At 66.7% G+C, this 24,566-nt stretch carries 23 protein-coding genes and 2 pseudogenes; 14 read left to right on the forward strand and 11 right to left on the reverse strand.

Annotated features, from left to right (window positions below; genetic code table 11):
* The first annotated feature begins 19 nt into the window (after window positions 1-19).
* From mhpT to ligD, 3 genes are all read left to right on the forward strand, one after another.
* Window positions 20-1,267 carry a 3-(3-hydroxy-phenyl)propionate transporter MhpT gene (gene mhpT / locus NH14_RS03625; RefSeq protein ID WP_035521447.1) on the forward strand — a complete coding sequence of 416 codons (1,248 nt, stop codon included), beginning with the start codon at window positions 20-22 and terminating at the stop codon, window positions 1,265-1,267.
* A 64-nt stretch (window positions 1,268-1,331) separates the two neighbouring features.
* Window positions 1,332-2,201 (forward strand): alpha/beta fold hydrolase, encoded by an 870-nt coding sequence (locus tag NH14_RS03630; RefSeq protein WP_035521874.1) that lies wholly within the window; start codon window positions 1,332-1,334, stop codon window positions 2,199-2,201.
* Window positions 2,202-2,278: 77 nt separating this feature from the next.
* Window positions 2,279-4,867 carry a DNA ligase D gene (ligD, locus tag NH14_RS03635; RefSeq protein ID WP_035521445.1) on the forward strand — a complete coding sequence of 863 codons (2,589 nt, stop codon included), beginning with the start codon at window positions 2,279-2,281 and terminating at the stop codon, window positions 4,865-4,867.
* 14 nt (window positions 4,868-4,881) lie between these two features.
* Here ligD and NH14_RS03640 read toward each other — a convergent pair whose 3' ends face one another.
* Window positions 4,882-5,334, reverse strand: coding sequence for a cation diffusion facilitator family transporter (locus NH14_RS03640; RefSeq protein ID WP_152617048.1), 453 nt, complete (start codon window positions 5,332-5,334; stop codon window positions 4,882-4,884).
* Between the two features lie 190 nt (window positions 5,335-5,524).
* Here NH14_RS03640 and NH14_RS03645 point away from each other — a divergent pair, with 190 nt between their 5' ends.
* The 4 genes from NH14_RS03645 to NH14_RS03660 all read left to right on the forward strand — a co-directional run bounded on the left by NH14_RS03645 (window position 5,525) and on the right by NH14_RS03660 (window position 9,377).
* Entirely contained in the window at window positions 5,525-7,720 is a 2,196-nt protein-coding gene (locus NH14_RS03645; RefSeq protein ID WP_035521443.1) for a VTT domain-containing protein, read from the forward strand.
* Window positions 7,717-8,442: an endonuclease/exonuclease/phosphatase family protein gene (locus tag NH14_RS03650; RefSeq protein ID WP_035521441.1), complete on the forward strand. Its 726-nt coding sequence runs from the start codon at window positions 7,717-7,719 to the stop codon at window positions 8,440-8,442. The genes NH14_RS03645 and NH14_RS03650 overlap by 4 nt, the downstream gene beginning before the upstream one ends.
* A 91-nt stretch (window positions 8,443-8,533) precedes the next feature.
* Window positions 8,534-9,085 carry a ferritin-like domain-containing protein gene (locus NH14_RS03655; protein ID WP_035521439.1) on the forward strand — a complete coding sequence of 184 codons (552 nt, stop codon included), beginning with the start codon at window positions 8,534-8,536 and terminating at the stop codon, window positions 9,083-9,085.
* 16 nt (window positions 9,086-9,101) lie between these two features.
* Complete coding sequence (locus NH14_RS03660) at window positions 9,102-9,377, forward strand: hypothetical protein (RefSeq protein ID WP_052147757.1); 276 nt, start codon at window positions 9,102-9,104, stop codon at window positions 9,375-9,377.
* Between the two features lie 64 nt (window positions 9,378-9,441).
* Here the strand turns inward: NH14_RS03660 and NH14_RS03665 are convergent, their stop codons facing one another.
* The gene (locus NH14_RS03665) at window positions 9,442-9,936 is read right to left on the reverse strand and encodes a PRC-barrel domain-containing protein (protein WP_035521434.1); all 495 of its coding nucleotides are present in this window, start codon (window positions 9,934-9,936) and stop codon (window positions 9,442-9,444) included.
* 103 nt (window positions 9,937-10,039) lie between these two features.
* On the opposite strand from NH14_RS03665, the gene NH14_RS03670 reads away from it, so the two are divergent.
* The 3 genes and pseudogenes from NH14_RS03670 to NH14_RS03685 all read left to right on the forward strand — a co-directional run.
* Complete coding sequence (locus NH14_RS03670) at window positions 10,040-10,474, forward strand: hypothetical protein (protein ID WP_152617047.1); 435 nt, start codon at window positions 10,040-10,042, stop codon at window positions 10,472-10,474.
* A 102-nt stretch (window positions 10,475-10,576) separates the two neighbouring features.
* A pseudogene (locus tag NH14_RS33345) lies at window positions 10,577-10,954 on the forward strand (DJ-1/PfpI family protein); the annotation flags it as partial.
* A gap of 226 nt (window positions 10,955-11,180) precedes the next feature.
* Window positions 11,181-12,465, forward strand: a pseudogene (locus tag NH14_RS03685) (catalase); the annotation flags it as partial.
* A gap of 114 nt (window positions 12,466-12,579) precedes the next feature.
* On the opposite strand, the gene NH14_RS03690 reads toward NH14_RS03685, so the two are convergent.
* On the reverse strand, window positions 12,580-13,299 hold the full coding sequence (locus NH14_RS03690; RefSeq protein ID WP_035521428.1) for an MgtC/SapB family protein: 720 nt from the start codon (window positions 13,297-13,299) through the stop codon (window positions 12,580-12,582).
* 223 nt (window positions 13,300-13,522) lie between these two features.
* Between NH14_RS03690 and NH14_RS33165 the strand changes: the two genes are divergently transcribed.
* Window positions 13,523-13,942, forward strand: coding sequence for a hypothetical protein (locus tag NH14_RS33165; RefSeq protein ID WP_052147755.1), 420 nt, complete (start codon window positions 13,523-13,525; stop codon window positions 13,940-13,942).
* Window positions 13,943-14,019: 77 nt separating this feature from the next.
* Here NH14_RS33165 and NH14_RS03700 read toward each other — a convergent pair whose 3' ends face one another.
* From NH14_RS03700 to NH14_RS03725, 6 genes are all read right to left on the reverse strand, one after another.
* Complete coding sequence (locus NH14_RS03700; protein ID WP_084225012.1) at window positions 14,020-15,327, reverse strand: c-type cytochrome; 1,308 nt, start codon at window positions 15,325-15,327, stop codon at window positions 14,020-14,022.
* Window positions 15,321-15,737, reverse strand: coding sequence for a hypothetical protein (locus NH14_RS03705; RefSeq protein ID WP_152617046.1), 417 nt, complete (start codon window positions 15,735-15,737; stop codon window positions 15,321-15,323). The genes NH14_RS03700 and NH14_RS03705 overlap by 7 nt, the downstream gene beginning before the upstream one ends.
* Window positions 15,734-18,376, reverse strand: coding sequence for a cytochrome c oxidase subunit I (gene ctaD, locus NH14_RS03710; protein ID WP_084225010.1), 2,643 nt, complete (start codon window positions 18,374-18,376; stop codon window positions 15,734-15,736). The genes NH14_RS03705 and ctaD overlap by 4 nt, the downstream gene beginning before the upstream one ends.
* A gap of 12 nt (window positions 18,377-18,388) precedes the next feature.
* Window positions 18,389-19,519 carry a cytochrome c oxidase subunit II gene (gene coxB, locus NH14_RS03715; RefSeq protein ID WP_407947116.1) on the reverse strand — a complete coding sequence of 377 codons (1,131 nt, stop codon included), beginning with the start codon at window positions 19,517-19,519 and terminating at the stop codon, window positions 18,389-18,391.
* A 382-nt stretch (window positions 19,520-19,901) separates the two neighbouring features.
* Window positions 19,902-20,054: a DUF6496 domain-containing protein gene (locus NH14_RS03720; protein ID WP_167556472.1), complete on the reverse strand. Its 153-nt coding sequence runs from the start codon at window positions 20,052-20,054 to the stop codon at window positions 19,902-19,904.
* Between the two features lie 66 nt (window positions 20,055-20,120).
* Complete coding sequence (locus NH14_RS03725; RefSeq protein ID WP_052147754.1) at window positions 20,121-20,648, reverse strand: PRC-barrel domain-containing protein; 528 nt, start codon at window positions 20,646-20,648, stop codon at window positions 20,121-20,123.
* Window positions 20,649-20,760: 112 nt separating this feature from the next.
* On the opposite strand from NH14_RS03725, the gene NH14_RS03730 reads away from it, so the two are divergent.
* Together NH14_RS03730 and NH14_RS03735 are read left to right on the forward strand one after the other, a co-directional pair.
* Window positions 20,761-21,105, forward strand: coding sequence for a GNAT family N-acetyltransferase (locus NH14_RS03730; RefSeq protein ID WP_052147753.1), 345 nt, complete (start codon window positions 20,761-20,763; stop codon window positions 21,103-21,105).
* A 110-nt stretch (window positions 21,106-21,215) separates the two neighbouring features.
* Window positions 21,216-21,941, forward strand: a complete 726-nt coding sequence (locus NH14_RS03735; protein WP_052147752.1) for a PIG-L deacetylase family protein — start codon at window positions 21,216-21,218, stop codon at window positions 21,939-21,941.
* Here NH14_RS03735 and NH14_RS03740 read toward each other — a convergent pair.
* Complete coding sequence (locus tag NH14_RS03740; protein WP_237179504.1) at window positions 21,938-22,864, reverse strand: glycosyltransferase family 2 protein; 927 nt, start codon at window positions 22,862-22,864, stop codon at window positions 21,938-21,940. The genes NH14_RS03735 and NH14_RS03740 overlap by 4 nt on opposite strands.
* A 612-nt stretch (window positions 22,865-23,476) precedes the next feature.
* On the opposite strand from NH14_RS03740, the gene NH14_RS03745 reads away from it, so the two are divergent.
* Window positions 23,477-24,088 carry a recombinase family protein gene (locus tag NH14_RS03745; protein ID WP_035521422.1) on the forward strand — a complete coding sequence of 204 codons (612 nt, stop codon included), beginning with the start codon at window positions 23,477-23,479 and terminating at the stop codon, window positions 24,086-24,088.
* A gap of 31 nt (window positions 24,089-24,119) precedes the next feature.
* Here the strand turns inward: NH14_RS03745 and NH14_RS03750 are convergent, their stop codons facing one another.
* A complete protein-coding gene (locus NH14_RS03750) occupies window positions 24,120-24,539 on the reverse strand; it encodes a hypothetical protein (RefSeq protein ID WP_152617044.1) in 420 nt (139 codons plus the stop codon).
* Between the last annotated feature and the right edge of the window lie 27 nt (window positions 24,540-24,566).

The following is a 24,566-nucleotide window of genomic DNA, read 5'->3' on the forward strand; positions in this document are numbered from 1 at the left end:
TATACATACGGAGACTTTTATGACGTCGCGAAACAGTAATGCTGGAGGCAGTGGTTCGAGCGGCCGCGCAACGATTGCCCTGTGCCTGGCGATTGCGCTGCTCGAAGGATTGGACCTGCAATCGGCGGGCGTAGCCGGGCCGCGCATGGCGAAGGAGTTTCATCTCGCCGTGGCGCAAATGGGCTGGGCGTTCAGCGCGGGCGCGATTGGCCTGTTGCCGGGCGCGGCGCTGGGCGGCCGGCTGGCCGACCGCTTTGGCCGCAAGCGCGTGCTCATGTGGTCGGTCACACTGTTCGGGCTCTTCTCGCTGGCCACGACGATGGTGTGGAGCTTCGAGAGCCTGCTGGTCGCGCGTCTGCTCACGGGCCTGGGTCTCGGTGCGGCCATGCCGAACCTGATTGCGCTGTGCTCGGAGGCGGCAGGCCCGCAGCAGCGCAGCACGGCGGTCGGCGCGATGTACTGCGGCATGCCGTTTGGCGCGGCTATCGCAGCCGTGATCGGCATGTTGGGGACGGGCGATACGAGCTGGCGCCATGTGTTCTATGTCGGCGGCCTCGGCCCGATCGTGATGGTGCCGCTGCTCGGCTTGTTCCTGCGCGAATCGCAGCAGTTCGTGGCCGCGAAGGCGTCCGCCGTCGCGAAGCAGGGCACGCCAGGCGTAGCGCAAGCGCTCTGGCATCAGGGCCGCGCACGCACAACCATCGCATTGTGGATCAGCTACCTCGGCACGCTGATCGTGCTGTACTTCCTGATGAACTGGCTGCCCTCGATGGTGCTCGCGCGCGGCCTGACGCGCGTGGAGTCGAATCTCGTGCTGATGCTGTTCAACATCGGCGGCGGCATCGGTGCCATTGCGATCGCAACCATCATGGATCGTTTTGGCCGCCGTGGCGCGGTAATCGGCATGTATGTGGGCATCGTGGCCGCGCTCACCGTGCTCGCGAGTGCGGCGGGCGCAAGCGCCACGGCGCTCGGCGGTCTGCTGTGCGGCTTCTTTATCGTGGGTAGCCAGTCGGTGCTTTACGCGCTTGCCGGCCATGCGTATCCCACGGAAGTGCGCGGCACGGGCGTGGGCGCCGCCGTGGCGGTGGGACGCCTCGGCTCGATTCTCGGGCCGCTCGTGGCGGGCCAGTTGTTCGCGCTTGGCCAGAGCCCGTCGATGCTCGTGGGCTCGAGCATTCCGCTCGTCGTGATCGCGGCGCTGGCCGCGCTCAGCGTGGTGGGCGCATTCAAGCAGCACGGCGCGCCAGGCACACAAGGCGCCTGAAATCGAAGGGGAGAAGGCATGGGCCTTCTCCTGCGTGGTTATGACGTTTTAGAGGATGGTCATCATGACGGGTACTGCACAAACAATCACGGAAGCCTCGACAAGCAAGTTCGCTCGCGTGAAGGACGGCGAGGTCGAGTTCCAGATTCACTACAACGACGCGGGCGAGGGCGCTGAAACGGTCGTGATGCTGCACGGCTCGGGGCCGGGCGCGAGCGGCTGGGCCAATTTCAATCGCAATGTCGAGCCGCTGGTCGCGGCCGGGTACCGCGTGATCCTGATGGACTGCCCGGGCTGGAGCAAGAGCGACCCGGTCGTTTGCACGAGTTCGCGCTCGGACCTGAACGCACGCGTGCTCCAGGGCTTGCTCGACGCAATCGGCATCGAGCGCGTGCATATTCTCGGCAATTCGATGGGTGGGCACAGCGCGGTGGCCTTCGCACTCGCGAACCCGCAGCGCGTGGGCAAGCTCGTGCTGATGGGCGGCGGCACCGGCGGCCCGAGCAGTTTCACGCCAATGCCCACCGAAGGCATCAAGCTGCTGCAAGGTCTCTATCGCGAGCCCACGATCGAAAACTTGAAGCGCATGATGAACGTGTTCGTCTACGACACGAGCGCGCTCACCGACGAGCTGATGCAGACCCGCCTCGAAAACATGCTCGCGCGTCGCGACCACCTGGAAAACTTCGTGAAGAGCCTCGCCGCGTTCCCGAAACAGTTCAGCGACTATGGCCCGCGCCTTGGCGAAATTGCTGCGCCTGCGCTGGTGATCTGGGGCCGCGACGACCGTTTCGTGCCGATGGATATCGGCCTGCGCCTGCTGGCTGGCATGCAGAACGCGCAACTGCACGTGTTCAACCGTTGTGGCCACTGGGCGCAATGGGAGCATGCGCACGCGTTCAATCGCATGGTGATCGACTTTTTGAAGCACTGAAGGCGCGGCGCCTGGCACGAGTCGTGCGCAATGCCCTGGACCCACCGTCGTTTGAGGGATCCAACAGGGGCAAGCCAATGAAGCACAAACTGGAGGACTATGAAGCGAAGCGCCGCTTCGAGACCACGCCGGAGCCGCCGGGCCGCGCGAAGCCGCGCAAGACGCAAGGCGGCCGGGCCGGGAAGGCGGCGAGCGGCCGGAGCGGCGCGGCTTCGTTCGTGATTCAGCGCCATGACGCGCGGCAATTGCATTACGACTTTCGTCTGGAACTCGACGGCACGCTCAAGTCCTGGGCGGTGCCCAAGGGGCCGAGCCTCGATCCGTCCGTGAAGCGGCTTGCGGTCCATGTGGAGGATCATCCGCTCGCCTATGGCAGCTTCGAGGGGCGCATTCCCGAAGGCAACTACGGCGCCGGAACCGTCGAGATCTGGGATCGCGGCACATGGCGGCCCGAAGGCGGACTGCGCGCCGCGCGCGATGGCTATGAGCACGGCAAGCTCAACTTCAGTCTCGACGGCCAAAAGCTGCACGGCAACTGGACGCTGGTGCGCCGCCCGAGTGGCAATGCGAAGCAGGATCAATGGCTGCTTATCAAGCGCAGAGACGATGAGGCGGTCAGTGAAGCGGAATTCAGCATAACCGCAGACGGCCAGAGCAAAAAAGCCAGCAAACCCGATGCCCGGTCACGCGCAACGAAGCCAGGCGCGCGGGCCGCGCTGCCGGCAGAGCTTGCGCCGCAGCTCGCCACACCGGCCGATGCGCCGCCGAACGGAGACGATTGGCTCTACGAACTGAAATTCGACGGCTATCGCGTCCTCGCTCGCATCGAGCAGGATGCGCATGGCAAGCCGGACGTGCGCGTCTTCACGCGCGCCGGTCTCGACTGGACCGCGAAGTTCCCGAAGCAGGTCGAGGCGCTACACGCGCTGGATCTTCAATCGGCCTGGCTCGACGGCGAGGCCATGGTGCTCGACGAGCACGGCGTGCCCAATTTTCAGGCGCTGCAGAACGCATTCGAAGCGGGGCGCGCGGACGCCATCGAGTTCCGGTTTTTCGACGTGCCCTGGCTGAACGGCGCGGACCTTCGCAAGGAGCCGCTCGAAACGCGCCGCGCGCAGCTTGCCGCGCTGCTGAACGACGCCGCTCAACCGGCGTTGCGCTTTTCCGAGGCGTTCGAAGGCGATCCACAGTCGCTTCTGCAAGCGGCCTGCGAAGCGAATCTCGAAGGGCTCGTCGCCAAGCGGCGTGACAGCCCTTACACGTCCACGCGCAGCGCCGCGTGGCTCAAGCTGCGTTGCTCGCGGCGTCAGGAATTCGTGATCGGGGGCTATTCGGAACCGTCGGGCAGCAGGGTGGGGTTCGGCGCGCTGCTCATCGGCGTCTACGAGGATGGCGCCTTGCGATACGCCGGGCGCGTGGGAACCGGCTTCGACACCAGGATTCTCGAGTCGCTCACGCGCGAATTGCAGGCGCATTCGAGCAAAACCTCGCCGTTCGCGGGCGTGCCCCCGGCGGAGCGGCGCGCCACCGTGCACTGGGTGCGTCCGGAACTGGTCGCCGAAGTGCGCTTCAAGACCTGGACGAGCGCGGGCGTGGTGCGCCAGGCATCGTTTGTCGGGCTGCGCCGCGACAAGCCGCCTGAATCGATCGTGCGCGAACCGCAATCGCAGCCCGTGAAAGCCGCCTCCGCCTCGCGCCGGGGGGCGAGCAAGGCGGATGCACCGGCGCTTGCGTCGTCGTCGTCGGCGCGGGGCGGCAGACACGCTACGCGCGATGAGACGGAAGTGGCCGGCGTCCGGATCACGCATCCGGAGCGCGTGATCGACGCGCAAAGCGGCCTGCGCAAAATCGATCTCGTGCGCTATTTCGAGGCGATTTCGCCCTGGCTGTTGCCGCATCTGCACAAGCGGCCAGTGGCGATCGTCCGCGCGCCCAAGGGCGTAGGCGGCGAGCAATTCTTTCAAAAGCATGCTACGTCCATGCAGATTCCTCACGCCACGCAGCACGCGGATCTCGATCCCGGTCATGCGCCGCTGCTGACGCTCGACACCGCGCAAGCACTGGTGGGGGCGGCGCAAATGGACGCGGTCGAATTGCATACGTGGAACGCGCTGACTACAGCGATGGAAAGGCCTGATCGCATCGTGTTCGACCTCGACCCCGATCCCGCGCTTGACTGGAGCCGGATGATCGAGGCGGCGCGCTTGACGCACGAACTGCTCGAAGAACTCGGCTTGCGGGCGTGGTGCAAGACAAGCGGCGGCAAAGGCCTGCACGTGGTCGTGCCGCTCTCACGCCATTCGGGCTGGGACGAGGCGCGCGAGTTTGCCCGCGCCGTCGCGGATCATATGGCCGCGATGCTGCCCGATCGTTTCAGCGCGAAGATGGGGGAAGCGAACCGCAAGAAACGCATTTTCGTGGACTATCTGCGCAACTCGCGCGGCGCCAGCACGATTGCGGCATACGCGCCGAGAGCGCGGCCGGGGCTTGGCGTTTCGGTGCCATTGCGCTGGGACGAGCTCGACGCCACCACCGGAGGCGCTCAATGGACCGTCGCGAACCTGCACGAGCGGCTCGATGCGCTCGAGGGCGATCCCTGGGAGGGCTACGCAAACGCGCGGCAACGCCTTGGCGCGGCGATGCTGCGACGCTTGCGCGGTAGTTGACGCGCCGGGCCTGGTTAAACCGGATGCTCGCCTGGCTCGCTCAATTCGGGCTCGAAAAAAATCCACCGCGCGGCAGGAAAGGTCTCGTGCAGCGCGGTCTCGATCCGGTCGATGGTGCGCACGAGGTCGTCGGCGCTACGGTGTTCGACGAGCGTGGCTTGCACGGCGACCACGAAGCTGTCCGACCAGCGCAGCACGACGAGGCTCACGACATGCTCGATCTCGGGACACTTTTCGAGCCACCTGCGTATCGCTTTGCGATCGTGCGCGCGTGCGGCCTCGCCGACGATCAGCGACTTGATCTCCCGCAGCGACACGGTGGCCGTCATCATCATCACGATGCCCACGCCGATGCTGGCGAGCGAATCGAATACGGCGAGGCCAGTCAGCATTGCGAGGCCAATGCCGGCGAACGAGATCAGCGCGCCAGCGAGCGCCGCGGTGTCCTCGCCTATCGAGAGCATCACTTATGCCCGCGTCTTTGCTTTGATCCCGACATCGCAAGTTCCTCGTCGACGCGCTGTGAGAGAGGAGGGCGCAATGCCTATTCCCATGTTCCATGCTATCGACGGGCACGGTTGTTGCGGAAAACGCTTGCACGACGTGGCCGGATGACTGGCGTTGTCCGCTGCCGCGTCCGTACACGAGGAGTACCCGATGAAACAGGACGCGAAGGCGACCGGCGCCACGGCCGGGCCCGCCTCGCATTCGCGGCTGCTGCGTCCTGGCGAGACGTGTCACTCGATTCGTCACGCATCACGCATGCGGCTGCTGGTCGACGCGGAGGATTATTTCGCCGCCGTTCGCGCGGCCATCGTGCGCGCGCAGCGCAGCGTGACCATCGTGGGCTGGGACATCGACAGCCGCGTCAAACTGGTGCCGGGTGGGGCGGGCGATGGCTATCCGGACGCGCTGGGCGAACTTCTCGCGGCCGTGGTGGCTGCGCGCCCCGCGTTGCGGGTGCGCATTCTCGCTTGGGACTTCGCGATGCTCTATGCGTTCGAGCGCGAATGGCTGCCCGCTTACAAGCTTGACTGGCGCAGCGGCGGACGCCTGAAATTCCGGCTCGACGGGCAGCATCCGCCGGGTGCGTCGCATCATCAGAAGGTCGTGGTCGTGGACGAGCGGCTCGCATTCGTGGGCGGGATCGACCTCACGCGCTCGCGCTGGGACACGCGCGCGCACGCACCTTGCGAGCCGCGCCGCTGCAATGGGCTGCGACAGCCGTATGGCCCTGTTCACGATGTGCAGGCCATGTTCGATGGCGACGCCGCGCGCATCGTGAGCGTGCTCGCGCAGGAGCGCTGGGTCCTCGCGAACGCTGCGGCGCGCCATGCACCGGCCCATCGGACGACGGCGGGCAACGCCGCCGGGCCTTGCGCGCAGGACGCAGCGGACCCGTGGCCGCCGGGCTTCGCCGCGGACATCGAGGACGTCTGGCTCGGCATCGCGCTCACGGCCGCGCCGCATGCAGGGCACGCGGGCTGCCAGCACATCCGCGCGCTCTATCGGGCCGCGATCGGCAGCGCGCGCAAGACGATCTATATCGAGAACCAGTATTTCACGTCGAGCACGATTGGCGACGCGCTCGCGCAACGGCTCGTACAGCCCGACGCGCCCGCCGTCGCCGCCGTGCTGCCCCGCCGGCAAACGGGGTGGCTGCAATCGGCCACCATGGGCACGCTGCGAGCGCGCCTGTATCAACGGCTGCGTGAGGCAGACCGTCAGGATCGCTTACGATTCTACGCGCCATGGGCCGCTGGTCTCGGCAACGCGTTCATCAACGTCCATAGCAAGCTGATGACGGTCGACGACGAATTGCTGGTGATCGGCAGCGCCAACCTCAACAACCGCTCGATGGTGCTCGATACCGAATGCAACATCGCGCTGGAGGCCGCCGGCGATGAGCGCGTGCGCGCGGTCATCGCAGCGGTGCGCAACGGTCTGCTCGCCGAGCATCTGGGCGCGCAACGCTCGCAAGTGGAGCGAGCGTTCGCGCAGTTCGACGGCGATATTCATCGCGTTGTCGCGAGCTTTTCCGAGGGCGAGCGCAGCTTGCGCATGCTCGAGCCGCGCGTCTCGCCCGCACTGGATCAGTGGGTCCCGGAGAGCGCGGTGGTCGATCCCGAACGGCCTGCGGTGCCCGACGAAGTGGTGCGCGAGTTCGTGCCGGGCAGCGGCGGCCGTTCGATTACCGCGCGCCTGCTGGTGCTCGGCTTGTGCGCGCTGCTGGCAACCGCAATGGCGCTTGCCTGGCACTACACACCGCTCGCGCGCTTCGTGAGCCTTGCGCGCATCGGCGAGGCGGCGCGCTCGCTCGCGGCGGCGCCCTTCGGTTCCTTGCTCGTGATTGGCGCCTATGCGCTGGCGGCGGTCGCGTCGGTACCGGTTACCGTGCTGATCGTCTGCGCGGGGCTCTTGTTCGGCGCGTTCGCGGGAAGCCTTTATGCGTTGTCGGGCTCGTTGCTCGCCGCGCTCGTCACTTACGCCATCGGCCGCTGGGCGGGCCGGGACGCGGTGCGGCGGCATGCGGGCTCGCGGCTGGACCGGCTCTCCAAACGCCTCGCGCGTCAAGGCATTGCCGCCGTGGTCGTGCTGCGCGTCGTGCCGCTCGCCCCGTTCTCGCTCGTCAATCTCGCGGCGGGCGCCTCGCATATCGCGCCCGGCGACTACCTGCTCGGCACGCTGATCGGCATGACGCCCGGCATCGTGCTGGGCACCCTGTTCGCGCACCAGCTTGCCGCCGCCGTGCGTCATCCGGGGCCGGCCACGATCGCGTTGCTGGCCGCCATCGGCGCGCTGCTCGTTGGGCTTGCGCTGGCGCTGCAGCGTCTGTTGGGGCCGCGCGAATGAACGCGCCCGCGCAAGCCCCGCTGAGCCTCGTCACCTGGAACATTCACGGCGCGGTGGGCACGGATTGCAGATACGCGCCCGATCGTATCGCCCGGGTGTTGAAGGAGATCGATGCGGACGTGGTCGCCTTGCAGGAAGTGCCGCTGGGCGGCGCTTCCCACTTCGACGTGCTGGCCGTCCTGAGCGTCGCAACAGGCTGGCAGGCGGTGGCCGGACCGACGCTGGACATGCCCGCGCGGCGCTTCGGCAACGCGGTGCTCACGCGCTGCCCCATTACGGAGACGCGCGCGATCGATCTTTCGTTTGGCAGCCGCGAACCGCGCGGCGCGCTCGACGTCGATATCCGGTATCGCGGCGAGCCGTTGCGAGTCGTCGCGACGCATCTCGGCTTGAGCCGGCGCGAGCGGTACGCGCAGATCGCCCAGCTGCTTGCCGCGTTCGACCGGCCTTCGCTGCCGGTGATTCTTGCGGGCGACATCAACGAGTGGTTTCTGTGGCGGCACGCGCTGCGCCTGCTGACCGAGCACTTTCGCGCCGCGCCCGCGCCCGCCACGTTTCCTTCATGGTGGCCGGTGTTCGCGCTGGACCGCATCTGGATGCACCCGGTAAGGCGGCTCATGAGCGTGCGCGTGCATCGCACCGGCGAAGCGCGCGTTGCGTCCGATCATCTGCCGCTGGTGGCGCGAATCTCGGCCGATCATTTTCCGCTCGGGCACGGATGATGCGCGCGTTATCGACGTGGAGGCCGCCGGCTTTACGCACTGGCGGGCGGCCCCCCGACGCGCTTTTAATCCAACCCCGATGGAGAACTCCATGTCACAGAAGCCATCCATGACCGACTTCGAAGTGATCCGCAAACGGGCACGCGAAAATATTGCGCAGGGCGCAGTCACCCCTGGTTACCACGCCGACCGCGATGCCGTGCTCGAATTGCTGAACAATGCGCTCGCAACCGAACTGATCTGCATGCTGCGCTACCGCAGGCATCATTTCATGGCCACCGGTCTCGAGTCGAAGAGCATTGCCGACGAGTTCCTCGAGCATTCGAACGAAGAGCGGGAGCATGCGGACCAGATTGCGGCACGTATCGTGCAACTCGGCGGCGAGCCGAATTTTTCACCCGACGATCTGAGCACACGCAGTCACGCGGAATACGTCGAGGGCGATACGCTGGTCTCCATGGTTCGCGAAGACCTGGTGGCGGAGCGCATCGCCATCGACAGCTATCGCGAGATCATTCAGTACCTTTCCGATCGGGACCCGACCTCGCGTCGCGTGATGGAAACCATTCTTGCCAAGGAAGAAGAGCACGCCGACGAAATGGCGGAGCTTCTGGCAGGACTGCCCGCCGGGAAGCGTGCGTAGCCAACCGGAGACCAGTATGAAGCTCTCTCGTCAGACATCGACGATTGGCAGCAAGAAGAAGCCAACCGACGCTCACAGCACCGGTCCCTTGCTGCCGCATGAAGTCGACCAGGAACCCAAGTCGCAAGAAGAAGAGGAGCCGCGTCACGTCGGCAAGCAGGGGTACCACGATATCCGGCGCGGACTCAAGGATACCGACCGGTGGGGCGGCGAAGATTATCAGCGGAGCACGCAGAACGATGCCATTGCGAATACCAACTCCGCCAGGCGCAGGGGCAGCAAGCGGAGGTAGGCCGGGGCAATCCCGTGTGCCAAATGCGCGGCGTCGCACCGGTGCGGCGCCGCGCGCCGCTCTGCTAGAGCTTTACGCCGCCTGCTTCCGGCGGTTCGGGTCGCCTCGGCGACTGCGCCGGGCCGGTTTGCGCAACGGGCTCGTCTTCCCAGTGCGCACGCGCGCCGTAATACTCATGCAGTGTCGTGGCCCAGCCGATGTCGGCCATGGCCGGCCAGTGGTCCTTGTCGAATCCCGGCGCGTTCTTGATGTGTTTGCTCGTCACGTTGAGGACGAAGCATTTATGGGTCGTATCGAGCGTGAGCGCAGCCCAGGGCAGCGCCAGCAGCTTGTCGCCGATGCCGAGAATGCCGCCGCACGACATGACAGCGTAGGCGATTTTCCCGCACTCCACGTCAAGCATAACCTCCTTGATCTTGCCGACATCTTCGTTATCCGAACTGAATACACGGTCGCCTTCGAGCGTGCTCGACGCCATGATGTACGGTCCGGGGCCGGATGCGGTTTCACTGCCTTTGCCAACGATGTGTGCGCCGGTTCGGGAGGTGGTTATTGCCATAATGGACTCCTGAAGTGATCGAATGGGTGTGCAACGCGGGCCTCCAGGATTCGCGTCGCCACATCTCCTGATGCCGCATCGGCTATTCCTGATGCGAGCGGGCATGCGCGATGCGCTCGCGAAGGTGTGCGTGTGCCCGTTGAGGAACCGCTTCATGCATCGCGGCGATGAGCGGGTCACCCGTCTTTATGGGCGATGTGTCGTGGACGAACTGCTGCTCGATTCCGTTGAGTTCACTTTTTTCGCTATCGGGTTCGACCATGGCGAAGTGGAGCACCGCGCCATGTTTATCGGCACGCTTGCCCTGCCAGTCGTCGTGATCTTCAGAGCCGATGGAAAAGCGCAGGCGCGGATTGCCTTCGACGTTCCTCGCCACATCGCCCACGCCCATCACTACATCAACCACGCCGACGTGGTGCGAGACGCGATTGGCCAAGCCACGCGAGACGACCTGTTCAACCATCCGCCCGAGGGGACGGTGTGCCTCGACGGCGACGCGCCACGCTGGGCCGGGGACCTGAAGGTTGCTCAACGGTGATATCGCGGCAGGCCGCGAGGGCGCGCTGCCGCTCGATTGCGTGCGCGCGCGGCACGCCGGTTGCGAAGAACGGAAGAACTAAAGGCAACGCGGCTACGCCGCGGATGGCTGCCGGTCTCGGCGGGCATCGTGAGCGGGCGCACCATGACGAGCTGGCCCTCGCTGCAGGACGACATACGCAACGCGGACGGCACCTGGGTGGACGAGCGCGTGGTGCGCGACAGGCATTTCGTAACGAGCCGCAAGCCCGACGACCTGCCGGCGTTCAACGCGGAACTGATCGCGTGGCTGCAGTCGTCGGCGCCGCACCAGAAACCTTTTGAGGACCAGGGAGGATTCGGAAATGCATATTCGATACCGGAACGACCCCCCGCGCTTCGACGGCACGAATCTCCTGATGCGCTTCGTGGCCGACGTGGACGGCGTGCCGCTCGACTGCGCCATTACCGCCGAGGCGCTCGAAGACCATTTCGGTGCTGATTCGGCACTCGAAGAGTCGCTGCGCCGAGCGTTCGCGCGGGGGGAGACGCGCATCCATGCCGCGTGCACAGAAGCGATCGGCCAGGCCCACGGCGCGGTGGTGCTGCACAGCGGTTACTTTCGCGCGGAGGATGACTGAGCCGGCGCCGATCGTAACGCAATGAAATCGAGGGAGGTTTGCCATGTCCTTGATCGTTGCGAGGACGCGATCAAGTTTCCCGACTTCGTGCACACCTTCAGGCTCATCAACCAGGCGGGCAAGGCGCGCTTCATCAAGTGGCACTGGCGTCCCGTGCTGGGTTCGTACTCGCTCGTCTGGGACGAGGCGCAAAAGATCGCCGGCAAGGACCCCGACTTTCATCGGCGCGATTTGTGGGAGGCGATCGAGCGCGGCGATTACCCCGAGTTCGAGCTGGGCGTGCAGATGATCGAAGAAGAGGACGAGCACAAGTTCGGCTTCGATTTGCTCGACCCCACCAAGCTCGTGCCCGAGGAACTCGTGCCCGTGAAGCTCATCGGCAAGATGACGCTCAACCGCAACCCCGACAATTTTTTCGCCGAGACCGAGCAGGTGGCGTTTCATCCGGGCCATATCGTGCCGGGCATCGATTTCACGAACGACCCGCTATTGCCCCAATTCGGTGAGCGGGGGCTGGCCGAAGGAGACGCCTCCCGATGCGGGCGGCTTCGAAAGCTACCAGGAACGCATGGAGGGCGCGAAAATCCGCGTGCGCAGCGACTCGTTCGCCGATCACTTCTCGCAGGCCACCATGTTCTACCGGAGCATGTCCGCGCCCGAGCAGGCGCATATCGCGGCCGCGTACACGTTCGAGCTGGGCAAGGTCACGAAGCCGGAGATACGCGAGCGCACCGTCAACGAGATTCTCGCGAACATCGACGCCGATCTTGCCGCGCGCGTCGCGAGCGCGCTCGGGCTGGCCGCGCCGAAGCCTGGCAACCAGCAAGGCAAAAGCGCAGGCAAAAGCGCGGGCATGCCGCAGCCGTCCGCATCGCCGGCGCTGAGCCTGCTCAATCGCGTGAAGCCGGGCATTGCGACGCGCAAGATCGCGTTGCTGAGCGCGCCAGGCGGCGACGGCGCGATGATCCGGCAACTGCGCGACGCGTTGGCAAAGGCGGGCGCGCAGGCGTTGCTGGTGGCGCCCACGTTCGAAGCGTTCGACGGCCTCGTGCCGGACGCGACGATTGTGGGCATGCCCTCGGTGATGTTCGACGCGGTGTTTCTGCCCGGCGGCGAACAGGCTGCGCAGACGCTCGCGCAATCGGGCGACGCACGCCACTTCGTGAGCGAGGCGTTCAAGCATCTGAAGGCGATAGGCGCGGTGGACACGGGCCGGGTCGTGCTGAACGCGGCGCAGTTGCCCGATCCATCCGATGGGGTGGCGCACGGCGATGCCGCCGACGTGGCCAACGTGCTGCGGGCGTTTATCGACGCGGCGGGGCAGCATCGCATCTGGTCGCGCGCGGCGCAAGCGGAGTCGGTGGCGGCTTGAGCGCAGTCGCCTGCGCATTGGCGCTGGCCAGCGGCGCGCGGCGTCAGATGCCCTGGTTCAGGCATTACGCGTAATTGCTTCATGCGATGGCGAGGCAACGATAAAACGCACCGCTCAGCGCTCGATGGACCACGACGCTTCGTCATGCAAGCGCGCGACGAGCTCCGAAAGCGCGTTTTCGATGGCATCGTTGTTGGGGCTCGCTTGCCAGCGCACTTCGAACGACGCATTGAGGCGTCCGTGCGCAATGCCTTCGCCGACCTCGCGCGCCACGCCCAGCGGCACCACGAGACAGCGGTGGCCGTGCAGCGCCGCTTCGAGCCGCTCGCGCGGGTTTTCGCCGGCATCGTGGCCCAGCGTGACGTGAGCGCGGCGGCCGCGCGGCAAGCGGCGCTCGACCCGTTGGAGGGTCTGCAGGACGATCAGGCCGAGCACCGTGCCCGCCAGCGCGAGCACGTACTGGCCGCCGCCCGCGCACAGACCGATCACCGTGACGTACCACATCGTGGCTGCCGTGGTGACGCCTTGCACGAGGCCGTCCTTGTGCAGAATCGAGCCCGCGCCGATAAAACCCATCCCGGAAAGAATGCCGAGCGGCAGCCGCATCAAGTCGAGCGTGACGAAGGAATCCGGGGCTTTGCCATGCTGAAGCAGGAGCACGTTCACCTGAAGCATCGCGAGACAGGCGGCGATGCACACGAGCAAGGTTGTGCGCAGGCCGGCGGCGTTGCCGGACTCGCCGCGATTCCACCCGATCAGCGCACCCGCGACTACGGCCACGGCAATCCGGCCAGCGAAATCGGGCCAGGTGAGCACGATCGGCATGGGGTTCATCGATGGGTCTCCAGGCAAGGCGAGGCCATGCAGGTCGGCGCGCAAAGGCCGTGCCGTCCGCATGGATCGCGTGGATTGTGCGCGCCGGAGCGCGTTGCCGGCGATTCGCCTGCGCGGCGCGCAACGGGTGGAGGAACACCGCGTGCGCTAAAGATGGCAGCGGCGCACGGCTTCTACCGTGCGGATCTGTTTTTCTCATCTACATTGATAAGGAGCACAAATCATGATGCGAAATCGATTGATCGTTTCAGCGATACTGAGCGCGGTTCTGGCCGCGTCCGGCGCCACGCTCGCGCAGGGCGCAGGCAGCGCGGGTGGCAGTGCCGGAGCAGCCGGTGCGGGCGCGGGCGGCGGGGCGGGTGCAGGCGGCGGCGCTGCCGGCGCGGGTATGGGCGGCGGAGCCGGAGGGTCGGCGGGAGGCCAGTCGACGGGCGTCTATCCGCCGAACACGCAGGGCGTCGAGCAGGCTCCGGCCATCACCGGTTCCTCGTCGAATTCAATGAACACGAACGGCTCCAAAATGCACTCGAAGAAGCACACCAAGCGGTCGACGGACATGAGCCGTTCCAGCAACCCCAACGATGCGGGCGATGCGGGCAGCCCCCCCGCCGTGACGGACCCCAACCGGAACAACGGCGACTAGTCGACTGACCTGCCTGGCCGGGCGGCGCGCGGTGCATGAAGGGCGCGCGCCGCCCGCCGCGATGCGCGAGGCCGGCGCTACCGATGAATCGCCTCGCGCAAACGCGTCGCGTCGGCGGGCGCGACCGGCGCGGCGTTGTTGCCCCACGCGCCGCGCACGAAGCTCAGAACCTCGGCAACTTCGCGGTCGGTCAATTTCGCGCGGAAGCCGGGCATCTCGACCGGCGCGCCGCCGCCGGCGGTCCCGGGGCTCTTGCTGCCCTCGATCACGATGCGCAGTGCGCTCGTGGGATTCGCCGCCAGTGTGAGCGTGCTGCCCGCGAGCGGCGGCGCCTTGCCGGGCTTGCCGCGCCCATCGGCGCCATGGCATTTCGCGCAGTACGCGAGATACACGCCCGCGCCGGGCCGCTCGGGCAAGCCTTCCTGCAACACTTGCCGGGTCGCGGCGCGCGCCGTCTCGCTGTCGTGGTAGGCGCCATGGCGCGCACGGGCGGGCAGCGACTTCAGATAGATCGCGATGGCCTGCAGATCGTCGTCGCTCAGGTGTTGCGTGCTTGCGCTCACCACGGGCGCCATCGCGCCGAATGCGTACGCGCGCGCGTTGTGCCCGTTGCGCAGAAACGCGGCGATGTCGTCGGCGCTCCAGCGCCCGAGGCCGCTGCCCGGGTCGGCCGTGAGGTTCGGTGCGAACCAGTTGTCGGTCACGCCGCCGGTGAGATAGAGAGGGCTGCCTTCGTCGTAGCCCATTTCGTTATAGGCGGGGCCGCGCGGCGTGTGGCATGCGCCGCAATGGCCGAGCCCCTGCACGAGCCATGCGCCGCGGTTCCATTGCGCTGTTTGTCCCGGCTGCGCTTCGTAGCGGCCATGGCGCGAGAACGCGAGGCGCCAGAACCGCAGCACCCAGCGCTGGTTGAACGGAAACGGCAGGCGCGTCGGCTGCACTTCGTTCGCCACCGGGGCGACGCCGTACATGAAGTACTGGTAGAGCGCGTCCACGTCGCGCGAGGCGAGCGCGGCAAACGAGGGGTAGGGCATGGCCGGATAAAGCTGCTTGCCGTCTGGCGCGGCGCCTCGTTGCAGCGCCGCCGCGAATTGCGCCGGGGTGTAGCGGCCGATGCCATGCGCGGGATCGGGCGTGATGTTGCTCGCGTAGATCGGGCCGAACGGCGAATTCACGGCGGCGCCGCCAGCGAACGGCTGGTGTTGCGGGGAGTCATGACACGAGGCGCAGTCGCCGGCCTCCGCGAGTTGCTTGCCGCGCGCGATCTGCGCCGCGTCGGGCGGCGGCTTGCGGGCGTCGTTAGCCGCGCTGCCTTCTTCGTGACAGGCGGCGCACAGCGCGGCGGCGCACAGCAGCACGGCAAGCCGAAGGCGGTTAATCACCATGCTTCACACAGATGCTGCAGCGGCAACACCACCAGCACCGATATCGTGAACACGAGGCCGATGGTGAACGCGATGGAAATGGCCTCGCCGCACCAGGCCACGAAGTGGAGCGTATTGCGCTGGGGGCCGCGAAGCGCGAGCGAGCCGCGCAGCGCGCGGCGCGCCGCGATCACGCCGGCCAGCGCGAGCGCGAACGCGGCGACCGAAGCCAGCGCGAGCAGCCAGTGCACGATACTCCACGGCAAGGCGTTGCGCTGTGCGATGCCGCCCACGCAGGCCGTGGCCACGAGGCTCATGCACAGCAGCACGTGCCCCATCCAGACGAATGGCACGCCAAGCAGACCATACCAGGCGGCGAGGTGGAGGCGCGTTGGCGCAGGGTGGGCGGAAGCGGCGGCAGGTTCCATCATCGGCTCCTGAACCAGTAAGGCGAGAGATAAAGCACGCTGAAAATAAAGAGCCACACGACATCGACGAAGTGCCAGTAGAGGCCGCCGATATTGAGCGCGGCATCGCGCCGGCCGTCGAAATAGCCGCGCGCGATCCAGACGGCGAGCCAGACCAGCATCACGACGCCGGCCATCACGTGGGCCATATGAAAGCCCGTAATCGTGAAGTAGAGCGAACCATAGAGATTCGACGCGATCCCGTACGGCCGCGCATGCCATTCAAAAAACTGGATGCCCACGAATGCGCTGCCAAGCACGACGGCCGCCGCCATCGACCAGAACGCGGGCCGCGTGCGGGCGCGCCGCACGCAGGCGCCGGCGAGCCAGACTAACCCGCTGCTCGCGAGCAGGATCGCGGTGTTCAGGCCGCTCACGCCGAGCTTGGGCAGGCCTTCGGGCGGCCAGGGCTGCGCGCTCTGCGAGGCGAGGTAGAGGTACGAGAAGATCAGATAGCCGAACAGCGCCGCTTCCGTGACCACGAGCGTGAGCACGCCCCACCAGCCGCCCGCGTGCTCGCCGGCGCTGCCCACGGGCAGCGCGAGGCTTTCGTCGTCGCTGCCGGGGGCTTCGGGGTCGAATCCGGGGTCGAGTTCGGGATCGACGGGCGGCGCGGGCTCAGGGACGAACGGCTCGCGCTGGCCGAGTTCCTTGCGCGGCCACAGCCACGCGAGCAGCGCGGCGGCGCACGCGAGCGCGGCGAGCGCCGTGAGCGCCTCAGAGTGCAGCAGCAGCCCGACGAACACGAACGTTGCGGACACACCGAGTACGAACGGCGAATACGCATCGTCGGGCATCTTGAGGATGACGTCGGGCTCGCCGCCCAGCGGCGTGATGCCGAGCGCCTCGCGGCCGCGATGCAGCAGATAGCCGGGGCGCGCGAGGTGCGCGTCGCTGGCCCAGAGCGGATCGCGCGAGCGCACGCTCGGCAGGACCGCGAAGTTGTACGGCGGCGGCGGAGAAGAGGTGGACCATTCGAGTCCCGCCGCGCGCCACGGGTTCGGCCCCGCGCGCTCGCCGCGCCGCAGGCTCGCGAGCGCGTTGCCGATGAACATGGCGATGCCGATGGCGAACACGAATGCGCCAATGGTGGTCACGAGGTTCGCGGTGTCCCAGCCCATGCCCTCGGGATAGGTGTAGACGCGCCGCGGCATGCCGAGCAGCCCCGAGATGTGCATCGGAAAGAAGCCGAGGTTGAAGCCCGCGAACAGCACCCAGAACGTCCATTGCCCGAAGCGCTCGTGCATCAGCCGCCCCGTGAACTTCGGGAACCAGTAGACGAGCCCGCCCAGCACCGGAAACACGTTGATGCCGAGCAGCACGTAGTGCAGATGCGCGACCACGAAGTAGGTGTCGGTGAGCTGCCAGTCGAGCGGCACGGCGGCCGTCATGACCCCCGAGACGCCGCCCACGGTGAACATCAGCACGAAGCCCGCGAAGTAGAGGAACGGCGTCTTGAATACGGGCTTGCCGGTCCAGATGGTGGCGATCCACGCGAACACGGCAATCGTGCTCGGCACCGAGATCAGCATGCTCGCCGCGCCGAAGAACGCGAGCGCGAGCGGCGGCAGGCCGGTCGCGAACATGTGGTGCAGCCAGACCTCGAAGCCCACGAGCATGGTCGCCACCGTCGAGAGCGCGACGGCGGCGTAGGCGGCGATCGGCCGTCGGCAGAAAGTCGGCAGGGCTTCGGAGACGATGCCCATGGCCGGCAGCACGACTACGTAGACCCACGGATGCGCGAAGATCCAGAACAGATGCTGCCAGAGCAGCGCACGGCCGTCCGCGCTGGTGTCGAAGAAGTGCGTGCCCACGTTGCGGTCGAGCCAGAGCATGAAAAACGCGAGGCTCACGGACGGCACCGCGAGCAGATTGGCGCACGACGCCGTGAAGGTGCCCCAGACGAGGATCGGCAGCCGCGCGATCGACATGCCGTTCGCGCGCATGCGCAAAAATGTGATGATGAAGTTGGCCGCGCCCACCGTCGTGGAAATGCCGAGCAGCACCATGCCGAGCGCGTAGACGTCGATGTTCGGCCCCGGATCGTAGGCGGCCGAGGAGAGCGGCACGTAGTTGAACCAGCCCGCATCGGCGCCCTGGCCGCGCGGAAAGCTCGCGTAGAGCAAGATGCCCGCGCCCAGAAAGACCCAGTACGAAAGCGCGTTCAGGCGCGGGAACGCCATGTCGCGCGAGCCGAGCACGAGCGGCCACAGATAGTTGGAAAAGCCGCTCAGCACGGGCAGCGCGTAGAGGAAGATCATCGTCACGCCATGCATCGTGAAGAGCTGGTCGTATTGCTGCGGCGTGAGCAGCGTTTCGTTGGGCCGAGCGAGCTGGGCGCGCATGACGAGCGCCTCCGCGCCGCCCAGCAGAAGGAACACGAACGCGGTGACGAGGTAACGGATGCCGATGGTCTTGTGATCGACCGTGGAAAGCCAGCCGCGCCAGCCGGGGCGCGTTTCCCAGATGGCTTCGAGGCGGCGTACGGTGGGCTCGTCGAGCGGCGCCGTGCCGGTTTCGGGCACGCGCGAAAAGCGCGCCGCGCGCGGGCGGGAGGGCACCGTGGCGCGGCCTGGTGAAGAGGATGCCGAAGTATTGTTCATGTCGTGGCGCTGTCACTGGAGCGTGTCGAGCCAGGCGCCCAGGTCGCTGGCCTCGGCGGGCGTGAGGGCGATGGACGGCATCAGCGAGCCCGGCTTGATTTGCTGCGCATGGGCGATCCAGTCGAGCCGGTTGGCCGCGGTGTTGGCGAGTGCGCCCGCGGCGATCAGCCGGCGCGACGCGAGATGCGTGAGGTCGGGGCCCTGCGCGCCGTTGGCATCGGTGCCGCGCACGGCGTGGCAGGCCGCGCAGTGCTCCGCGAAAACGCTGGCGCCGCGCTGCGCGGCGGGACTGCCAGGCGCGGCGGCGGGCCGTGCCTGGGCGCTCGCCCACTGCTCGAAGGCGTCGGGCGCTTGCGCCACGACTTCGAGCGCCATGTGCGCATGCTGAGGGCCGCAGAATTGCGTGCACTGGCCGCGCCAGACGCCGGGGCGATCCGCCTGGATCCATTGCCGGTTGATCTGCCCCGGGATCGCCTGGGTCTTGCCCGCGAGCGCGGGCACCCAGAACGCGTGGACGACATCGGCGCTTTCAAGCTCGACCCGCACCGGCGCGCCGGTGGGGATGTGAATCTCGTTGGCCGTTGCGAAAGCGGCGCCGGATGACGTCGTATAGGTCACTTTCCACCACCAGTCGTAAGCCGTCACATGCACGGTGAGCGCGCTCTCGCGCGGCGGGTCCGCGACCATGGCCAGCACCCGCAACATGCCCACGAGCGCGCCGAGCAGGAGCACGGTCGAAATGGCGGTGCCGATGGCCACGAAGCGGTTTGCGGTTTGTTCTGCCCGTTGTTCTGCCCGTTGTTCTGCCTGTTGTTCTGCCTGTTGTTCTGCTTTTTGTTCCGCGGTTCGCTGTTCCGCCGTAAGGGCCTGGTCCGGAGCCCGCGACGCATCCCACGCCGAGCGCGTGGCGCGCAGCGCCATCGCCAGCAGCACGGCGATCGCCACGCAGACGGCCACGCACAGCGCCGCGAGCCCCCAGCCCAGCAGCCTCACCGGCGCGGAAGCCGGTCCGGCGCTATGCAGAAAGTACGCAAGCGGCGTGGCAGCGCGGCAAGCGTTCGCCGCCATGGCGCAGCCAAGCGCGCAACCGGCCGCCGTCCCTGCGCGCGCCCACGTGCCACGATGCAGCCATTCCGAGATCACGGCTGCTCCGATAGCAGGGCCGGCTGTGCGAGATGCATGGGCGGTTCTCCTGGGCGGGGCTTTGCGGCCTTGCTGAGACCGCAGAGCGCGTGCCTGATGCGGCTGGCGGACGAGCGCGCGGTGGGACCGGCGGAGGGTTGGTTATCGGCAAGCCGGTTGCGTAATTGAGAGGGCGGCATGCCATTACGCATGGCGCAGTCGCTCGCGCAGAAGGTGGGCGTGAATACAACGGCGGCCAGGTAAGCGTTGCAAGTTCTCCGTGAAGAATCGAAATTTCGTTGCGTTGTAGAAGATATCGATCGCACAGGGTAGGGCAGGAAGGGCGTGGGGGCGCCCTGCCGGACGCGCCCACGCCGAATGGTTCGAGGTTGACCGAACGACGCTATTTCGAATGCTTCTTGGGAATCTTGGCGCCCGACTTGCGGGCCTGATTCAGGGCGATGGCCACCGCCTGCTTCTGCGATTTGCCGTGCTTCATCTCTGTCTTGACGTTCTTCGAAATGGCTTCGCGGGTTTTTCCTTTGCTGAGCGGCATGATGGATCTCCTTTTAAGAAACACTCCTATTGATGCATCACGCGTGCCGGCGATGGCCGCCGAGAGTCAGAGTTCGCGGCCGCCGCGTCCAACCGTTCCGCGCGCTTGCGGGGAACCGAGCGAACCAGGCTCTTCGGGCGGCAGGTCTTCGCCGCGCTCGGCGAGCAAGCCGTTTTCCCAGTACCCGGGCGTGCCGTAATACTCGTGCACGGTCGTGCGCCACTCGAGATCGGCCATGGCGGGCCAGTGGTCCTTGTCGAAACCGGGCGCGTGCTTGACGCGTTCCGCGCTCACGTTCAGCAGGAAGCACTTGTTGGTCGTGTCGAGCGTAAGCGCGGACCAGGGCAGCGCGAGCAGCTTGTCGCCGATGCCGAGAAACCCGCCGCTCGACATCACGGCATAGGCGACGCGTCCGCTGTCGACTTCCAGCATGATCTCCTTGATCTTGCCAATCTCCTGGTTATCCGAACTGAACACGCGGTCGCCTTCCAGCGTGCTTGCCGCCATGACATAGGGACCGGGACCGGCCGCGGTTTCGTTGCCCTGGCCGACGATGCGTGCGCCGGTTTGCTGCGATTCGGGTTTCAAAGCCATGATGTGCTCCTCAATTGGATGGGTAGATGCCCCGCAAGAATCGGCGGTTCGCCGGACGTGGCATTCGAACTCATGCAACGATCGGACCCGAAGCTGTTTCAACATCGAGGACGTGCAGCGCTCGCGCAGCGCCTTTGCGGTGGCGCGCACGATCGACGGCCAGGCAATCGGCTGCGGCGCCTTGCGGCACTATTCGTTCGAGATCGCGGAGTTCAAGCGCATCTACCGGCGCCCGCAATGGCCGGGCGCGGGCGCCGTGATACTGCATTTTCTCGAAGACGTGGCCGCTTTGATGGGCTACCGGCGCGTCATTCTGGAAACCCGCGCCGCGAATCGCCGCGCGGTGGCCTTCTATCAGCGGCATGGCTTCCAGACCATCGAGCCGTTCGGCGAGTACATCGGCGCCGATGACGCTCACTGCTTCGGCAAAGCGCTCGCGAGCGCACGGCGTTCGTGATCGCGCGCCGCCTGAACGCGCAGCAAGCCGCCGGTTTTGGCATGCCCGATGCGGACCGATTCGTGCATCGGCGCTCGTGGAAGCTTGCTTGTAGAACCTACGTGTAAGCCATGAAACCGCATTTTGCGGCGCTGGCCGCGCCGCGGCGCATACCGCATCTCGTCGTCGTCTCGCCGCATCTCGACGATGCGGTGCTCGGTTGCGGCAGCCTGCTCGCGAGCTTCGGCGGCTCGGTGGTCTGCACCGTGTTCGCGGGCGAGCCAGCCGTTGCGAGGCGAACGCCGTGGGACGAAGCAAGCGGCTTTCGCGATTCGCACGAAGCGATGCGCGCACGCCCCCGCGAAGACGAATGCGCGCTCGCGTGTTGCGGCGCGAAGCCGCTGCGGCTGAAATTTGTGGACGCGCAGTACGGTGCAGAGGAGCCGCCCGAAACAATCGCAGCGGCGTTGGCCGAAGTATTCGAGCGCGTTGGCCAGCATGGACGCTTTCTGCCCGTGTTCCCGCTCGGGCTCTGGCATCGCGATCACGAATGCGTGGGTGCGGCGTGCAGGCTGCTGCTGCGCACGCGGCGCATCGCCGAATGCATCGCCTACGAGGACGCCATCTTTCGCGCGATCCCGGGCGCGCTCGACGAAGGCCTGGCCCGCATCGAAGCGGCGCTGCTGTGCGCGAGCCCATGGCATCCGCACGCGTTGGACGCCTCGCCCGGTCGACAGCTTGCGGCGCTCAAGCGCCGTGCCGTTGGCGCGTACCCGAGCCAGTTGCGCGCGTTCGGCCACTATCCGCCTGATGTGGCGCGCGCGGAGCGCTACTGGCGCCTGGCGCCTCGCAGTTAGTTATGCTTCAGATCGCATGACGGCGATGACGAAGACGACATGGACGACGACGCGGCATGCCCGCGCTCGGCGTTCCACACGGCTTCGCGCATGCGCAGCACGCGCGTGGCGACGGGGCTGCGCTGGCGCGCGGCCCAACGAATGCCGTGCACGAGCGCGCGCAGATCCTCGCCGGGATGAGCCGCCTTGCATGCGGTTGTCAGCGCGCGCCATGTTGCGGCGATAACCTCGCGGCGCGGCAGCCGCAGCCACGCGACGAGCGCGGCGTTGCGCGCGATCACGCACCGCCGCAGCGCGCTGTCACGCGCCGGCGAAGGGAGGTGATGCGCTTCGAGCGACGGCGCATAGGCAATGTCGTAGCCGGCCTGCAGCATGTCGAGCGCGAGCAGCGCTTCCTCTCCGCCGATGAAAAGCCGCGGCTCGTATCCGCCCAGTTCGCGAAAGAGGGCGGTGCGGAACACCACGGCGCCCGCCATGAATCCGGTCAGACGGCGCAGCGGATGGTCGGGGGCCGCGAGCGGGCTCGCGGCCATGCGCGCGCAGGTGGGGTCGAGCGTGCGCGCCTCGCCGACCACCACGCGCGCACTGAGCGCGCCGATGCGTGGATGCTGTTCGAGCAGTTTGACCGCGTCGGCGAGGGCGCCGGGCTGCCAGACGGTGTCGTCGTCGCTGAACGCGACGTAGCGCGTGCCCACCTGGGCTGCGCCAATATTGCGCCCGGCGGCCCCGAGGTTGGACTCGCAGCGCAGCATGCGCAGTCCGGGAAAGGCATGGGCGAGCAGTTGCGGCGTGCCGTCGGTCGAGCCGTTGTCGACCACGATGACCTCGGGCCGTTCCGGCAGATGCAGCAAAGCCGTCACGGTGCGCATGGCCTCCGTGCGCCGGTTGCGGGTGAGCACGACCACGCTGATCAAGGGATTCAAGAAACTGCGCCGCACCTTCGCCTCCATGGGTCACCGGCATGCATGAATCCGCTTCGCTTCGCAACGATCATGCCTGCAGCAGCGCATGCGAGCGCGCTGGCACATCCGTTGCGCATTGCCGGACACAACGCAACGCAACGTCAACGCAACCAGAGCGAGGTAACGACCATGACTCAGCATTCCCGAGGCCTCGTAGCACACGCAGGCCATGATTGTTCGCGTTCGCGCATTCGCGCCGGTTTTGCGTTTCCCGATCTTTCCCAATCGAACTATGCTGCAAGAGCGGCGCGTTGTGCGTCTTGTATCGGCACGCCGACCACCGTGATGACAAGCAATCTCAGCGGCGCGCCGGGCTAGCAGCGCCTCGGCCTGGTCGCGCTAGCCGTGCCGATGCCGCTGCTGGCTTTGACGACAGGGCAGGCACGGTAAATGCTGCCTGCATTAACATGGCCTTGGTCACAAGGCGGCAATCCCGCTGGCCGAGAATGCCGGCTACAAAACGTCCACCTGTAAAAAACTGCGCTGCTGACGCAACCCCGCTGGCGGTCGTGGCCCGCTTGCGGCAGGACTAACGCGTTGCTGCTTGCTGCTAAAACCGGATCGGAGAGTCAATTGCCACAGACTTACTTCTACCTCAATGGCCCGAGCGACCCCTATTTCCCGGAGCAGGAGCTGATTCGCCTCGACCAGGCCGGTTATACCGTCGCGCTCAGCCGCGTAGCGATCGACCATGTACAGCAGTGCGTCGGCACGGAGGAGCGCACGGCGCTCAACGGCCTGTTGCGGCGCGCCGCGCCCGGCGACGAACTGGTCGTGCTCGACCTCTCGTCTCTCGGCAGCGGCGCCCGAGACGTGCTGGCGACACTGCAAAAATGCCGCAAGGAAAAGATTGCCGTGCGCTGCATCGAGTTTGGTCAGATGGATCTGGCCAGCCATCCGGAGTCTCAGGCGATCAAGATGCTCGAGGCCGTCGTTCGCCTGGAAGCGCAAACCCGAAGCGAGCGCAGCAGCACGAGCCTGAAGCGCGCGCAAGAGAGCGGGCGCCCCACGGGCCGGCCAGGCTCGCTTTCGCCGCAAGACCGGGAGGAGGTCATCGAACTGCTCGCGAAGGACGTCTCGATCAGCGAGATCGCGCGCCGTTTTGGCACCTCGCGTCAAACCATCATGCGCATTCGCGCGTCAACGGCGGTGCCCGCCACAGAAGACGGAAAGAGCGGCGATTGATAACCGCCGTTGAAATCATAGGGCGCGGCGTTTAGTGGAACGGTGCGCAGATGCTGTCGAAAGGGGCGGCAATCAGCACACACGAGGTGAGCGCCAGCGCGCCTGTAAAGGCCACAGCCGCAGTGGCGCTGCACCAGGCAACGAAGCACGCCGAATTGGTCTTGCTGCTCACCTGCGAGGCGATGCGCCGCCAGGCGCGCCCGGTGGCAATCGCGAGCGCGAGGCAAACGGCGAATGCCAGCGCGGAAGCGAAGGCGATGAAGCGCTCGACTTCGTCCCACGGAAGTTCGCCGCTCTGGGTGATGCCGCCTGCGCAGGCCGTCGACACGAGTTCGAGGCACACGACGAGATGCAGCATCCAGATGAGCGGCACGGCGAAGAGTGCGGTCCATGCGGTGGCGCTTTGCATGCGCAGGGGGTGCCGGGGGTAGCGAGAATGAGCGGTGTCCATCGTCGGTCTCCGCGGGAAATGGGAGCG

The organism is Paraburkholderia sacchari, from assembly GCF_000785435.2.
GTDB classification, from domain to species: Bacteria; Pseudomonadota; Gammaproteobacteria; order Burkholderiales; family Burkholderiaceae; genus Paraburkholderia; species Paraburkholderia sacchari.